Origin of the sequence: Robertmurraya sp. FSL R5-0851, from assembly GCF_038002965.1 — a bacterium.
Classification (GTDB): domain Bacteria; phylum Bacillota; class Bacilli; order Bacillales; family Cytobacillaceae; genus Robertmurraya_A; species Robertmurraya_A beringensis.
The window spans coordinates 399,173-413,448 of the sequence record NZ_JBBOOE010000002.1; the positions used below are offsets into that span (position 1 = coordinate 399,173).

12 protein-coding genes and 1 pseudogene are annotated in these 14,276 nt (G+C 36.8%); 4 read left to right on the forward strand and 9 right to left on the reverse strand.

What is annotated here, in order from left to right; genetic code table 11:
- Positions 1-4 precede the first annotated feature (4 nt).
- Together MKX65_RS26200 and MKX65_RS26205 are read left to right on the forward strand one after the other, a co-directional pair.
- A complete protein-coding gene (locus tag MKX65_RS26200) occupies positions 5-1,099 on the forward strand; it encodes a D-alanyl-D-alanine carboxypeptidase family protein (RefSeq protein ID WP_340906785.1) in 1,095 nt (364 codons plus the stop codon).
- A 264-nt stretch (positions 1,100-1,363) separates the two neighbouring features.
- Positions 1,364-1,609, forward strand: coding sequence for a hypothetical protein (locus tag MKX65_RS26205; protein WP_340906787.1), 246 nt, complete (start codon positions 1,364-1,366; stop codon positions 1,607-1,609).
- A 4-nt stretch (positions 1,610-1,613) separates the two neighbouring features.
- On the opposite strand, the gene MKX65_RS26210 is transcribed toward MKX65_RS26205, so the two are convergent.
- Genes MKX65_RS26210 through MKX65_RS26225 form a run of 4 tightly spaced genes read right to left on the reverse strand, consistent with a single transcriptional unit; the run spans position 1,614 to position 4,570 of the window.
- Positions 1,614-1,850: a DUF5348 domain-containing protein gene (locus MKX65_RS26210; RefSeq protein ID WP_340902974.1), complete on the reverse strand. Its 237-nt coding sequence runs from the start codon at positions 1,848-1,850 to the stop codon at positions 1,614-1,616.
- A complete protein-coding gene (locus MKX65_RS26215; protein WP_197197386.1) occupies positions 1,847-2,647 on the reverse strand; it encodes an AAA family ATPase in 801 nt (266 codons plus the stop codon). The genes MKX65_RS26210 and MKX65_RS26215 overlap by 4 nt, the downstream gene beginning before the upstream one ends.
- Positions 2,640-3,995: a DDE-type integrase/transposase/recombinase gene (locus MKX65_RS26220; RefSeq protein WP_160549917.1), complete on the reverse strand. Its 1,356-nt coding sequence runs from the start codon at positions 3,993-3,995 to the stop codon at positions 2,640-2,642. Before MKX65_RS26220 ends, MKX65_RS26215 begins: the two co-directional genes overlap by 8 nt.
- A 44-nt stretch (positions 3,996-4,039) precedes the next feature.
- The gene (locus tag MKX65_RS26225) at positions 4,040-4,570 is read right to left on the reverse strand and encodes a DUF6431 domain-containing protein (RefSeq protein ID WP_340902976.1); all 531 of its coding nucleotides are present in this window, start codon (positions 4,568-4,570) and stop codon (positions 4,040-4,042) included.
- Between the two features lie 205 nt (positions 4,571-4,775).
- Here MKX65_RS26225 and MKX65_RS26230 point away from each other — a divergent pair.
- Positions 4,776-6,218: pseudogene (locus MKX65_RS26230) on the forward strand (multicopper oxidase family protein); the annotation flags it as partial.
- 173 nt (positions 6,219-6,391) lie between these two features.
- On the opposite strand, the gene MKX65_RS26235 reads toward MKX65_RS26230, so the two are convergent.
- Complete coding sequence (locus MKX65_RS26235; protein ID WP_340906788.1) at positions 6,392-7,366, reverse strand: F510_1955 family glycosylhydrolase; 975 nt, start codon at positions 7,364-7,366, stop codon at positions 6,392-6,394.
- 578 nt (positions 7,367-7,944) lie between these two features.
- On the opposite strand from MKX65_RS26235, the gene MKX65_RS26240 reads away from it, so the two are divergent.
- Complete coding sequence (locus MKX65_RS26240; RefSeq protein ID WP_340906789.1) at positions 7,945-9,636, forward strand: methyl-accepting chemotaxis protein; 1,692 nt, start codon at positions 7,945-7,947, stop codon at positions 9,634-9,636.
- A gap of 238 nt (positions 9,637-9,874) precedes the next feature.
- On the opposite strand, the gene MKX65_RS26245 is transcribed toward MKX65_RS26240, so the two are convergent.
- The 4 genes from MKX65_RS26245 to MKX65_RS26260 form a co-directional block, all read right to left on the reverse strand.
- Positions 9,875-10,540, reverse strand: coding sequence for a hypothetical protein (locus MKX65_RS26245; RefSeq protein ID WP_340906790.1), 666 nt, complete (start codon positions 10,538-10,540; stop codon positions 9,875-9,877).
- Between the two features lie 215 nt (positions 10,541-10,755).
- On the reverse strand, positions 10,756-11,493 hold the full coding sequence (locus MKX65_RS26250) for a hypothetical protein (RefSeq protein WP_340906791.1): 738 nt from the start codon (positions 11,491-11,493) through the stop codon (positions 10,756-10,758).
- Positions 11,494-11,504: 11 nt separating this feature from the next.
- Positions 11,505-12,050 (reverse strand): redoxin domain-containing protein, encoded by a 546-nt coding sequence (locus tag MKX65_RS26255; protein ID WP_160549843.1) that lies wholly within the window; start codon positions 12,048-12,050, stop codon positions 11,505-11,507.
- A gap of 671 nt (positions 12,051-12,721) precedes the next feature.
- Positions 12,722-13,036, reverse strand: a complete 315-nt coding sequence (locus tag MKX65_RS26260) for a four-helix bundle copper-binding protein (RefSeq protein ID WP_340906793.1) — start codon at positions 13,034-13,036, stop codon at positions 12,722-12,724.
- Positions 13,037-14,276 lie beyond the last annotated feature (1,240 nt).

Below are 14,276 nucleotides of genomic sequence, written 5' to 3' on the forward strand. Positions count from 1 at the left end.
CAAATTGAAAGCCTACATTATTAATAAACCATTGATCGTTATTACACTGATTTTTGTATTTTTGTTTATATTTAGTGAAAGAATCTATGCTCAAGAGCATTCATATCAGGAAATAAATGCGGATTCTTATATAGTAATAGATAGTAAAACTGGTGAAATCATAATAGAAAAAAATATGAATAAACAACAATTTCCTGCAAGCATAACCAAAATAATAACAGCTATTATAGCTATTCAGGAACGAGATATAAATGAAACGGTAACAATTTCTGAACACGCACAGAATACGGAAGGTACCAGTCTCTCATTAATAGCTGGTGATAGAATCTCTTTAAAGGATCTACTATATGGAATCATGTTACATTCTGGTAACGATGGTGCTGTAGCAATTGCTGAACACATCTCGAATAGTGAAATGGAATTTGCAAAGAAAATGACGTCTTTTGCAAGATCAATTGGAGCGAATAATACCCAATTTACAAATGCAAGTGGACTCCCTAATAACAATCACTATACTACAGCGTATGATATGGCAATTATTACTCGATATGCAATGAAGAACAATGTTTTTAAAGAAATTGTACAACATAAACAGTATACCTGGGATAGTCATTTCTGGAGAAACGACTTAATGGAACATGAAAAGATTGATGCCTCAAAATTAGGGATACCATGGGAAGGCGATCCGAAAATTGTTAATCATAATCTTTTACTTGATTTGTATGAAGGAGCGACCGGGATTAAAAATGGGTTCACTCATGAAGCAAGGTACACTTTAGTAGGTTCAGCTAAAAAAAAGGGGACGGAATTAATTGCCGTACTTCTAAAATCTAAGGATTCTGATACAGCATACAAAGACATGACTAACCTGTTAGATAGTGGGTTTAAAGTAATTGAGGAGAATTCAAATAATTTAGCTGTCAACCAAGAAGATGAATTATTACGTAATCAGGGACAATTGAGTAACCCAGAAAAAGAAACAGTCAAAAAACAAAGTAATATTAAAGCCATGATGAATAATTTCTACACATTACCATTGACGGTGTTAATAGTTTCTTTGATTATCCTACTTATAATAAAAAGAAAGCAAAATAGGTAGTTTTTAATATTGGTTTGATTCTAATTTAAATTCTTTTAAGAATAAACTAACAATCATTCCTTTTAGAAAATTGAATAGGCTTTCCATTACCCATCAACTAAGGAGCGTTTATCTCGCTCCCCTCTCCTTTTATTTGTTCTTGATTGAAGAATTCAAATAAATTTTATGTATTTTACCCTCTTTTAAATTTTTGTGGAAAATTCATAATTTCTGCATGTATTTTTGTTACCATCAACAATATGAAAAATATTGGAGGTGGCTTCGATGAAGCTTAAATATGTAGCTTTTCTTTTTTTCTTAGTCCTTATATTAGGAGCATGTTCTAACCAGAGCAATACTGATGAAGGGACAAAAAGTGAGGAAAAACCAACCACTACAGGAGTAGTGACGACCAGTACACAAGTGTTAATGACGTTCTCCAATGTCCAGAACTTGACGGTGTTGATTGTCCTAAAACTGACGGATTCACTGTCCAAAAATGAAAGGGAAGCAGTTCACATGCTTCCCTAATGATTTACAAATCAACTTGATACGTCTCATTTTTCTTAAGGTAGAACCTAACATCATTTCGACCCGTAAGGATATACCAGTCTCTGCCCAATTCCAAGCGGCAGGAAAGAGTCTTCCCACTTCCCAGATGTAGATCAAACCATTCACCACATCTCATCTTATAACCAGAATTGTCTCCCCAAAACACGACCCAACAATCCAACTCTTCATTGTAATTCATTTCTTTCCAGCGACTTTTCATGAAAGCTCACCCTGTATGACTTGCTTGATCATATGGTCGTCAATGATCCTTCGGCCATTTTGTGAGCCATAGAGTAGACTATGTGTGCAGAGTTTATTTATCAGCCTTGCGGCACCACCAGAAAACCGATGGATTTCGTCGAGCGCCCCGTCAGAGAAAATTGGTTGATCAACTCCAGCATAACGAAGATGCCTAGAAACATATTCCTCAACCTGGGCACGATCGAGATGTCCTAACTGGAATTGGATATCGATTCTTTGGCGTATCGCTGCGTAGGATTGGAGTCGAAGACGATCCCACAATTCACTTTGACCGACGAGAATGAGTGCCATCGGACTTTGCGAATCCATTTTGAAGTTCAGTAAGAAACGAACCTCTTCAAGCATTTCCCGGTCCAGAAGATGGGCTTCGTCCACTACCACCACAGGTTGTAGCCCTCGTATGCCTTTCATTAATTCAATCTCACGATGAAGCTGCCGTTTTGCATCTCCTCGATAAAACTTCGCTTCGGAGCCTAACTGTTCCAAAAGACCTTTGTAAAAATGACGAGGTGTTAATTTAGAGTCGGACAGGTAAAGGATATGGAATTTCCCTTTATCCAATTTGTCCACAAACTTACGGATGGTCGTGGTCTTTCCAGTACCACTATCCCCACTCAAAACGGCAAAAAGCTGTCTTTCAGCTGTGTACTTCAGCCTTCCAAGGATTTCTTGCATCATGGAGGAATCATACAATTGATCAGTCGGAAGATCTCTGGCGAAAGGGGTGTTATCCATTTCATAGAAGGCTTCAAACACGAGAATCATCCTCCTTCCAAACGGCACGGAAGGTCACGGCAGGTTTCTGTTCAGTTTGACGTTTTTGGTTCTTTCGTTCAGCTGCCTTTAATAGTCTTGAAGATTCTACATCCTGCACCTGTAGGTGCTCAGGTAATGCAGGACGCTTCCCAGCTCTTTCCCCTATGACAAGCTTTTTGGCCTTCCAAGGAGTATGATCCTCGAACTCAATGGTCAGCTCCTTGATATTCGCAGGGTCATAAACAACCTCAACCTGTCGTCCAATGAATGCCAGGCCCACCTCATATTTTTGATCCATGAAGCTGATACATCCTGATTTATCGACTTTTCTCGTTTCACAATGGAGAAATGCATTACTCAACGTATCCGGATCGATGAACCGAATCGCTTTCTTATCTGAACGAAATGCCGTTTCCGGGCTAATTTTCTCCCCAAGTGCAGAATGAGGCTTATTCTGATAACACTCTGTCAGCCACACTTGGAAAAGCTCATTCAGACGATCAAGTGTATTGGGTTTTTCGATGACAGCCTCACTGATGAATGAATCTATGATTCTATTGAAGCGTTCAATTTTCCCTTTTGATTCAGCTGAGTACGGCCGTGTGTAAGTAAGGCGGGTGCCTATTTTTGAGCAGGTACGCGACATCCATTTGGTTCGATATTGCTTTCCATTATCAAAATAGACAGCCTCTGGAACACCATACTTCTGGATGGCCTGACGGAAGGAATCCTCAATGATCCTTGAATCCAATGTAGGGTAGAAAGCTGCATGAAGCACAAACCTGGTTGCGTCGTCGATAAAGGCGACAAGATACACTTGTTTCTTCATTCCATTGGGACCAATCGGCAGGTAAGGGCCATACTTGATATCTGATTGCCATAGTTGGTTGCGATGTCGCTTCTGAAATCTCCTGGCAGCTACTCCTGTCTGGGAATAAAGTCGCATATGCCGTGTGCTGTAACCTTTTTCAGTGAGCTTTTCCTGGAGCGTTGACCTTTTGATCTGTCCTGGCTCAGCCAACCCTTCCCACTCGAGTATCTGTATGATTTGTGCTACGCTCCGGCTTGGCACTTCCTTACGCAGAAGGATTGCCTGTTCCAATAAATGAGGAGGGATAGCTTCAGACTTACGAGCACCTTTTCTTCCTTGTGGCTTTAGTCCCCCAAACCCATCTTCCTGAAATTGAGCCAAATATCGCCTGATGGTTCTTTCTGAAAGACCGCTGGCCTTCACTATTTGGTCTCTTAATTCCTTTACCTTCCCAGCGTCAAGCCCCTCTGCCAATAAAGGGGATATCAGCTGAAAACGCTGCACTGCCAATTCCTCTGATTTCTTATGTTCCCTCATGATACACTCTCCTCTCTGTGTCTATCACGAGTGTAAATCAGGTGTTATTGGACAATGAATGCAGAACGGGTGTGTATCCATAAATTAATATTTACGATGGGCCGGACAATTCTTGTTAGCCATCCATTGGCATCTCCTGCCAAGCGTCCTATCCTTTGAAGTGCGGTCCCTGAACATTTGGACGTGACATCCAGGGGGATATTTCCTTGGTTGGTTCTGATCATGATGGAATTCAAACAGCCTATCCAATAATCCACAAATTGATGAAACCAGCCGTACCATCTCGAAAGAGTGGAATCATCGGCGGGAACAATGTGGGTGGACGGGTTCGTAAGAACGTCTTCGATACATTCAGCCTCATAGCGTTTATAAGGAATCAATAAATCTGGAAGTTCATGATGAATGGTCTGACAATTGGTGCACTGCAATCTTCGGATGTTATATGTCTTACTCTGACCTGTATGATCCTTGGCTTTTCGATTCTTTGTACCTCTAACCAACATGTCTTTCCCGCAGCATGGGGAAGGAATCCTCCCCGCACCCCTAACTAAAAACTCCAGTAAGTATGTTTTCAATCAGCTGATAATCTGATACAATAATCATATACTTTTTTTGTGGGACGTCTCCTGTATAACTGTTGGCGCAGTTATACATTATGGGGGACGTCTTTTCCTTTCCCCAAAATAAATGTCGAAATGTTTCGAATTATATACGGACATTATAATCGACTAATTCTGGACAGGCAATACCGTCAACTTTAGGAAATTTAAAGATGTCAAAAACACACAAGTACTGACAGGCAATGAAATTTCATTGGTTGCAAAAGAAGCAGATCACCAATTAACTACTGACGTAAAAGTAGATGCTTGGACTTTTAATGGTTCTGTACCTGGTTCACAAATACGTGTTAAAGAGGGTGAACAAGTAAAGATTACATTAAAAAATGAATTGCCAGATCCTGTATCAATACACTGGCATGGTCTTCCAGTTCCTAATGAGATGGATGGTATACCAGGCGTAACTCAAAACGCTGTTCAGCCTGGTGAAACATTCACTTATGAGTTCACAGCCTCAGTAAAAGGGACATATATGTACCATACTCACCAGGACGGTGTAAAACAGCTTGATAAAGGTCTTTATGGATCCTTTATCGTTGAGCCTGAAGAAACAACATATGACCGAGATTATACTCTCATGCTTGATGAATGGATGAGTAATCCAGATGAAGCTTCAATGGAAGAAATGGGAGATATGGAGGGTATGGATCATAGCAACATGTCTGGCATGAGTTCCGAAGACAATTCAGAAGAAAACGAAGATCGTAGTGACGGTGGCATGGAAGCAATGGAACACAGTATGGATAGCTATGACATCTTCACCATTAATGGAAAAAGCGGGGATTTGATTGAGCCTCTTAAGGTGAAGGAAGGCGAAAAGGTTCGAATTCGTCTAGCCAACATAGGATTCATGTCTCACAAATTCCATCTACACGGACACAAGTTTAAAGTGGTAGCTATCGATGGGCAAGAATTAAATGAACCACAGGAAATCGAGGATGAATTATTAACAATTGCACCTGGGGAACGGTATGATATTGAATTTGTCGCTGATAATCCAGGTGAATGGTTCCTAGAATGTCACGGCGACATGGAAGGCACGGATGGTATGAAAACAAAGATTCAATACGAAGGAAATACGAAATCAACTGATGAATCGAATCAAAGTGAAAACCTTCCAGAGTTCACTTTCACTAATTACGGTGTTGCAAAGGATGGAGAATTTACGCTAGACCAAAACTTTGATTTAGAGTACACCATGAATCTGAATACAGAAATGGATAATAGTGAGATGGTGTATACCATCAATGGAAAAACCTTCCCTGATACAGAAAATATAGTGGTTAAAGAAGGTGACAACGTCAAGGTTAAGTTAGTTAATAATTCGGAATCAGATGATCATCCAATGCATCTTCATGGACAGTTCTTCCAAGTTCTTAGCAAAAATGGTAAGCCAATCGAGGGCTCTCCTATCATAAAAGATACAATTAACTTAAAACCTGGTGAAGAATATGAAATTGCATTCAAGGCTGATAATCCAGGAAACTGGCTTTTCCACTGTCATGACTTGCATCATGCTTCAGCTGGTATGGTAACGTTAGTAACGTATGAGGGCTTTAAGCCAACCTTCACACCTGATCCAGAAGCTGGAAATAAACCAGAATAACAGTACTAGCGGTCGCTTAAATAGTGACCGCTTTTTTTGATATTAAGAGAAATGAAAGCAAATATTAGTTAGCTACAAACAAAAGCCTTCAGTATTTAATATATCTGAAGGCTTTTGCATTGCTATTCAATATATTTTCAGAGTGCATTTTTTGTGTAACAAAAAGACATACTTTATTGAATCTTCCCATCCTCTACAAGTAGATTCCATTTATTTGATCCATCAGTTGACTGATATATATTACCGTTAAATGTAACAATAAAGATCTCTGATTCTTTTTGAGGGTTCTGAGCAATGTTCATGATCGCATCCTCCTTTAATTCAGGAAGCGGTAAATCCTCTTCAGTCCCTCCTTGTAACGTTCGTTTTACAAGTACTGCGCTCCCATTATATCCCCCATAGAATAGGGCATCCTCTGTAAAGTACACTGAAGTTCCTTGTAGTCCCTCACTGATCAGGGTAAAACTCTCTGCCTTATCCTCAGATAGATATACTCCCTGCATACCTACAGCCGCAACTAAATTAGCATTTGTTGGATGCACGGCAATGCTTAAGATTTGGTCTTCCAACCCCTTTGCACTGACTTTTTTCCACGTTTTAGCCTTATCCTCACTCAAATAGAACGAATTTTCTTCCATCAATGAATTTTTTTGACCATTTAATAATACTATTGTCTCATTTTTAAAACCTACTCCCATTGCATGAAAGTCGGATTCACCTTCAAGGGTAAGGGACTCCAAAGTTTGACCCCCATTAGTCGTTTGAATTATCCCAACAGGATTTGGTAGAGTGGAATCAGAACCTGGATGACCACTTGAGTAGAATCCGTTTTCAGTAGCATTAAAGCCCATATAATCATTATTCTCTTCTTTTGTCTTATACCAATTTCCATTATCCAAAATCTTCAAACCATCATGAGCTGCAAAATAAACGGCACCCTGACTCCCTGCATATCCCATCCCATGGATATGGTCAATATCTCCATCGAATGCCTCATAAAAATTATTGGAAGCAATACTAGTTGAAGAATTTTCAATCTCTTTTGTTTGCTCATTACTACTTTGTCCTTCTCCAGTGTCCTCCTGATTACATGCTGTTAATGCAGTAATCATTGCAAATGCTCCTAAAGCAATTAATATTTTCTTCATTTTAGTCATCTCCTAGTTATTCCGAAATTTATTTAATTCCAAACTCTAATCATTATATAGAAATAGAGGCCCTATCTAGCATTAAATTTTATTATTAATTGTTATATCCCCTTCCTTTAAATCTTCCAATGCTACTTTTATCTAATTTTTAATAACATATTTCTCACCTAGCACTTCTTACCCACTAAGAAAGTTAAATCCTTAAGTACCAAAAATCTTTTTACTCTTTCGTAACCATCATTGTATGAAGTTCTTTTTATTCTTTCAATTCCCAAATTAAAACTAATTTTTACTATATCGTTAAATTATCGAGAAAGTGTGCAGGCGAATATTCTTCACTATTTGACTAATACATATTTAATCAATAGAAGCCTATATAAAAAAAAACACTCGTTGCATCAACTGAAGTAGATTAATAAAAGTCTTACATTTTCTATTTGTATTAATTTTTTCTCCATATTATGAGAATGAATCGGGACTTTAAACTCAAACGTCCAAGAAATATTGTGACTATCTTCATATTTTTTGGACATTTTTATTATATTCTTAGGATAAATACTATAAAGGAGAAAACATATATGAAAATGAATCTTCAAAAGAAAATGTTTGGCGGTTTTTTTATAATAGTTTTACTGTTAGGATTGGTTTCAGCTATTGGATTATATGAAATTACCTCTGTTAATAAATTATATAGTGACCTGGTGGATGAACGCGCTCTAAAGGCAATGATAACAAAAGACATGATGTCCACGGTAAATGGACAGCAAAAGTCTTTTATTAGTTATCTTCTTACTGGAAATGATGAGGATTTAAAAGCTTATCAAAATGCAGAAAAGGACTATGAAGAATTAAAAAACACACTAGGATCTCTCATATCCTCTGATGCAGAAAAAGAGCTTTTCGTAGAAATGAATGAAATGAATGCTCATTATGCAGAAACTACAGTTCAATTACTCACACTTAAAAGAGAGAACAATAAAGAGGAATATACTCGCATTGCTTCTGAACAAGGTGCGGAGCATGGAGATGAATTCATGAGGTCTGCCTCAGAAATGGCTAATTTACAGGAGGAACTGTTAGAGAAGGAACATCAGACTACAACACAAAAGGTTAAGAATATAAAAATACTAACTTTAATTATTAGCTTAATAGCTCTTATATCAGGTATTTTCATTGCACTTTATATGGGTAGGATTATAACAAAACCCGTTTTGAAAATTGCCCGTGTAGCCGAACAGATTGCGGAAGGAAACCTAACCATTGATGACCTACTGATTAATAATAGAGATGAGATTGGAGATCTAGCCCTTTCTTTTAATAAAATGAAGAAAAATCTCCATAGTTTAATCCAGCAGGTCGCCCTTAGTTCAACAGAAGTAGCTGCTTCTTCCCAAGAACTTACCATAGTTGCAAAGGAGACAACAGAGTCAGCAAATCAAATAGCAGCCTCTGTCCAGGAAGTATCTATTCGATCTGAAGCAGCGTTGGAAGGAACAAAGGAGAGTGTAAAAGCTATGGGGGCAGTTGCAAGTGATGTACAACGAATTGCTGAAACGGCCACTATGGTTTCTAATTCATCCGTTAGCGCCTCTCAACAAGCTAATAAAGGCAATGAAGAAATACAAAAGGCAGTATACCAAATGAATTTGATTGATCAATCCGTCCGAAATATTGCCTCTGTTATTGAACAATTGGGATCAAGGACTTCTCAAATAGGAGAAATTATCGATGCCATTACCGATATTTCATCTCAGACTCAATTATTAGCTTTGAACGCTACTATTGAATCCGCGAGGGCTGGGGAACATGGAAAGGGTTTTGCAGTGGTAGCAAATGAAGTACGCAAATTGGCGGAGCAATCGGCTGAATCTGCAGATATGGTAGCTAAGCTTATTAAAGGGATACAGGACGATACCGTATCCGCTGTTCAAGTAATGAGCAGGGGGACAAAAGAAGTAAACACAGGGTTGCTGATGGTAACCAAAGCGGGTGAGGCCTTTCAAACTATTTACACAGCTATTCAAGATGTAGCAGAACAAACACAACAAGTATCGACTGCTTCTCAACAAATCTTTAAGACCACCAAACAAGTGGCAGCTTCAGAGGAAAATGTAGCAAGGCTTGTCAATCAATCTGCAGGGAATGCTCAAACAGTTGCATTATCTTCTCAACAACAATTAACTTGTCTAGAGAATATAGCATGCTCAGCATACTCATTACGTAATATGTCCGAGACTTTACAAAAAACAATAAACAATTTTAAGATTTAAAAAAATGAAGAGGTGCCCTGAAGCACCTCTTTTTTCTAAAATCTTATTAGTTTAAATCTTATAAATCCGATAAGTTATATTCTTAAATAGTTTTCTCTCCCTTGATAATCTTTCTATTCTCCTTAATTCGGATTAAGTAATCTCCTAAAGTGTAGACATATGATAATGACATATTACCTCTGTATGGATCTACTCGTTAAGGAGCATAGATTGCTAACATAACAACGTATTTAGAAGTTTAATCTTGATTCACAAGAGCTTTTCTAGCCTTGGCTCGATTTCTTAATACAGTAAGAAAAAAAACACCCCATTGTATTAAGAATAGGATAATAACGAATACTAGAAACGGTTTTTGAAACCAGTTGGCATTACCGATTCGATAGAAAAAGAGAAAATAGGCAGTATGCGCCACTACTAGTATATATAATATGCTGCTCTTTTGCTGAACATAATCCCATGCTGGCTTACCCAGAAGTTTCACTGATTTGTTATTCGAAATAAGTGTTAGGAGGAACACATACACCAATCCAATTAAACCAAGAAGGTTAGCAAGAGTAAACCCAGAATCAAAAAACAATTGACCTGTAGCTTGATCAAAACCTGCTATGGTTCTGATAGGCTCCCATTGGAACCAGCCATCGAATAGTATATATACATGAATAATTGCCGTCAACGCACTCCAGATACCCATTTCACGGCGCCATGGTCTATAAGAAATAAAGAATCGATTTATCTTGCCCAAAGGACCAATCACGAGAGTCAATAATAGTAATAACAATGAAACATCAGCAAAAGCTCGATTCCAAGCATGCATTGGGTCCCATCCAGAGCGAGATAAGAAAAATAAGTATACTGCTATGATAGAAAACAACCCTACAACCAAATTTCTTTTCAAAGTTTTCAATGAAAATCTAACTCCCCTTTTCTATTATTGGATTTGAAAGTATCTGGGATTAAACTCTTATGGTAAGTAAATGCAGTGGACTCTTTTTTAGAATAAAGCTACCGATTATTACCTGTAGGCTATTATATAGTTTTATTAATTTTGACAACCCATTGTAGTATATTATTACGGTCTCCCATATCCATGTTAATATGAGACTCTAGATTCTGTGCTTTTTAGTTTATAAACTGAGTTTCGTCCTTCTCCACTGTTTTATTGGACTTAAATACTGCAATTCCGAATAAAAGCAATATTAAATGTAACAATTGATTAAAAGACAGGCCAATTAGGACAATGTCTTGGTGAATAAAAAAGGATGTAAGCAAGCCAATTGCACCGATACCAATGGATGATTGAGAAAAATTGATTCCCGTACCGACGTTAGCTTTGAGCCTCAAAATATAAAAAGTTAAAAAAGCGAATAACACTGCACGGTAATAACCAATTGGGTGATAGTTAACTTCTGAATTTGCTAAGCTTTTTCCCCAAGGCAGGGTGGTTTCAAATCCAATACCTGGAACTAGAAGGCTATATATAAACACAAAAGGAAGTATTCCGAAAGGAAGAACATCAAAGCAATAATAAAAAGGCATATTGCCCTTCTTTAATTTATAGCCCAAATACAGACACGAACTAAAAATGGCAAAGATAATTGTCTTTTCACTACCGCTAATAAACAGAATCGATAATGGATTTGTCCACAAAACACTAGGATTAAAAAAGACACCGCCAAATTTCCAGACAACAATTCCTATAAATAGAGTACCAGCAAGTACATCAGAGAACACTTCAGGTTCAATATTCAATTTGTTCATTTTGTACCTTAATAGGAAATAGCCTATTACAGCACTAAGCAGAACTGCAATCAGTTGATATTTCACCATAAATGGGCTTAATTGAATAATTTCATTCATATAACGTCCACCTATTCTTTCGCTAATTTTTCAAATTTATCTTCAAATAATTCAACACCCCCAAAACCCAATATCTGATCAACGATAATACCATCTCTGTTGACAAAGTATGTAGTGGGAATTGCTGTCACCCTATACATATCTGAAACCTTGTTATCCGTGTCCAACAACACCGGAAATTGGAAACCATAAGAATCAGCAAATTTTTTAGCAGCTTCTTTTGAATCCCCTTCTGTAAGATTCACTGCAAATATTTCGACTTTATCATTATATTTTTGATAGAGTTTCACTAGTTCTGGAGCTTCCACTTTACAAGGTCCGCACCAGGAAGCCCAAAAATTTATTACCAGCGGTTTAGAGACTTCATCCGTTGAATATTGCTTTCCATCCAAACCCGTTAAGGAAAAACTAGGTCTCTGAAAATTCTTTTGAGGTAGTTGTTCAGTATTTACAGTGCTTTTTGAGATAGACTGAAACTTTGTAATCTCTTTGTTTACAGTAAATACAAAAGCCCATAGTAGCAAACCAAGTAAAACAATTTTAATCGTTTTTTTCATAAGAAACCCCTCTCTTATTAGAAAATTTTTAAAAACAAATAAATTCGTTAAAACAATCTAAATCAAGAATGATTAATCTTAGTGATCATTTAAAATATAAACACATTTGATATATCGCTGATTGAGCCTCGGTCCAGAATTTCACCATAAAAAAGTCAATATAAAAAACAGAATAGATAAGCTCATAACATAATACATATCATTTACAAAAAATCTCCACTCTGGTTACTTACTAGATTATGAAATTTAGTGAAAAGCAAATTATGAGTATGTAAATATTTATTTTGAATTCACCGGTTATTTCGTAAAATCGTCCCTTAAGACACCAGTTATTTAGTAAACAACCCAAAGCTGAACAACAGGGTGAAATATGCGGTAGGAAGCTAGCACCATTTCTTCCTTCCGTAAACAGTGGGGATATAACTATCATACTTGGTAAATATAGAGAAACCATGCAGAAATGATAGTAACGGTGGAAACTTTGGAAACCTTACTTCTATACCTTTAGAGCCAGATGTATTATCCAGTAAATATCTAATCGATTTTGAACAATTAGATAGTAAGTAGTATGTAAAAAAAAACGACCCCTTACAGCTGAGTACCTGCTCCCAAAGGAATACTTCAGCATTCAAGAGGCCGTCTTTTCTTTTTAAAGAAAATATTTCAAGTGATTAAGATGCCATTCTACGGCATTCATCTGCACATCTGAAGCAGACTTCAGCGCATTTCTGGCAGTGATCATGGTTATGTTTCTTACATTCGTTTCCACAGGCCTCACAAATATCAGCACATAACTGACAGATTTGCTGGATAAAGGGACTATTCGTTTGCATTGCTTTTGCAGCAAACTCACACATATCAGCACATAGGCGATCCATGCGGATACAATCTGCCATCATATGATTTTCTTTCAAACAAGCATCGAAGCAAACATTACACGCTTCCATACATTCCAAGCATGCTTTAATACATTGTTCATGGTTCATATTTAATACACCTCCTTTTGTCCATTACGACTTTAAGTTTTCCCTTGGTTTAGTGTTTTAAACTACATAAAAACTGCATATTTATTCCCGTTGTTTCAACATTTCTTCAGGAAAAATTAAAATCTTGAAACTACATCTATTCCCAATGACAGTAAGGAAAAGGTTGTTATTTCTCACCCATTATTCGTCACTTGATGTTTAATCAAAACACTACAAATTTTTATTCATGGATTTATTATTTCCCCAGGTTCTTCATGAATGCCATTAAGACATATATGCACAAACCTTGCAGAATACAATAAAAAGAGCCCTTTTTAATTAAAAAATAGGCCCAGTAAAAATCATCCAACTAATCATTTCATTTATAAAATTTTCTTAGGGAATTATTGATTCGAATAAATTCCCTATACCATCTTGTAACAGCAATTCTTCTCCACCTAATGCCTGTAGTACCGATCCAATTGACTGGACGATATCTCCTGTTACTGCTATTTTTGAGAACTAAAAATAGAATACTCGTTTGTATTGTTTATTTGGTTTGTAACTCCAGTTGCTTCAAGCAACTATCCTATTGTTTGGCCCAAATTCCATTTAGTATTTTTTTCTCCCCCTCAGAATCTCCGTTTAAAGAATATAATATAGTCAGTAAAATAGCTTCGGCAATAACCACAACTGTTTGAATCCACTGAGTAACTGCAATTTGTTTTTTTATTGGATCTTTAATATATCATTGTCATCTTTAATTTCTGTTTTACTTTACTTTTAGCCATCAACCTCACTCCCAAAACTCTTTCAAGTTCTCGCTCAAAGCTAAACTACTACATTTTGAGAGTAGTGATATTAAGATTGTTCCTATTTTTCTAATTACTTCTTCCTCTTTACTTTTACCCTTAAGATATAACTCAATTTTACTTATTTCTTTGTTAACGTCGATTGATTTCAACTGTATTGCATAGGCAGTAATTAGTTCTTCAAATGAATCTAGTAATTTTATATGTTCAGGGTTAAAAACTAGTGGTGCTTCCACCTTTTTTTATTGATTAAACGCCTCTTCATATATATTAATAAGATTAAGTATTTTTTGAATTATATTATCTTCCCTTTTATTTTGGTTATTCAAATCAGAAATTCTTTTCCCTATTTTAGACAATTCCCTACCATACTCGGCGATTATCAAATGTAACCTCTCCTTACCATTGATCAATTGCATTTTTGTTTTAGTGTATGTAAAAGTGCCTAA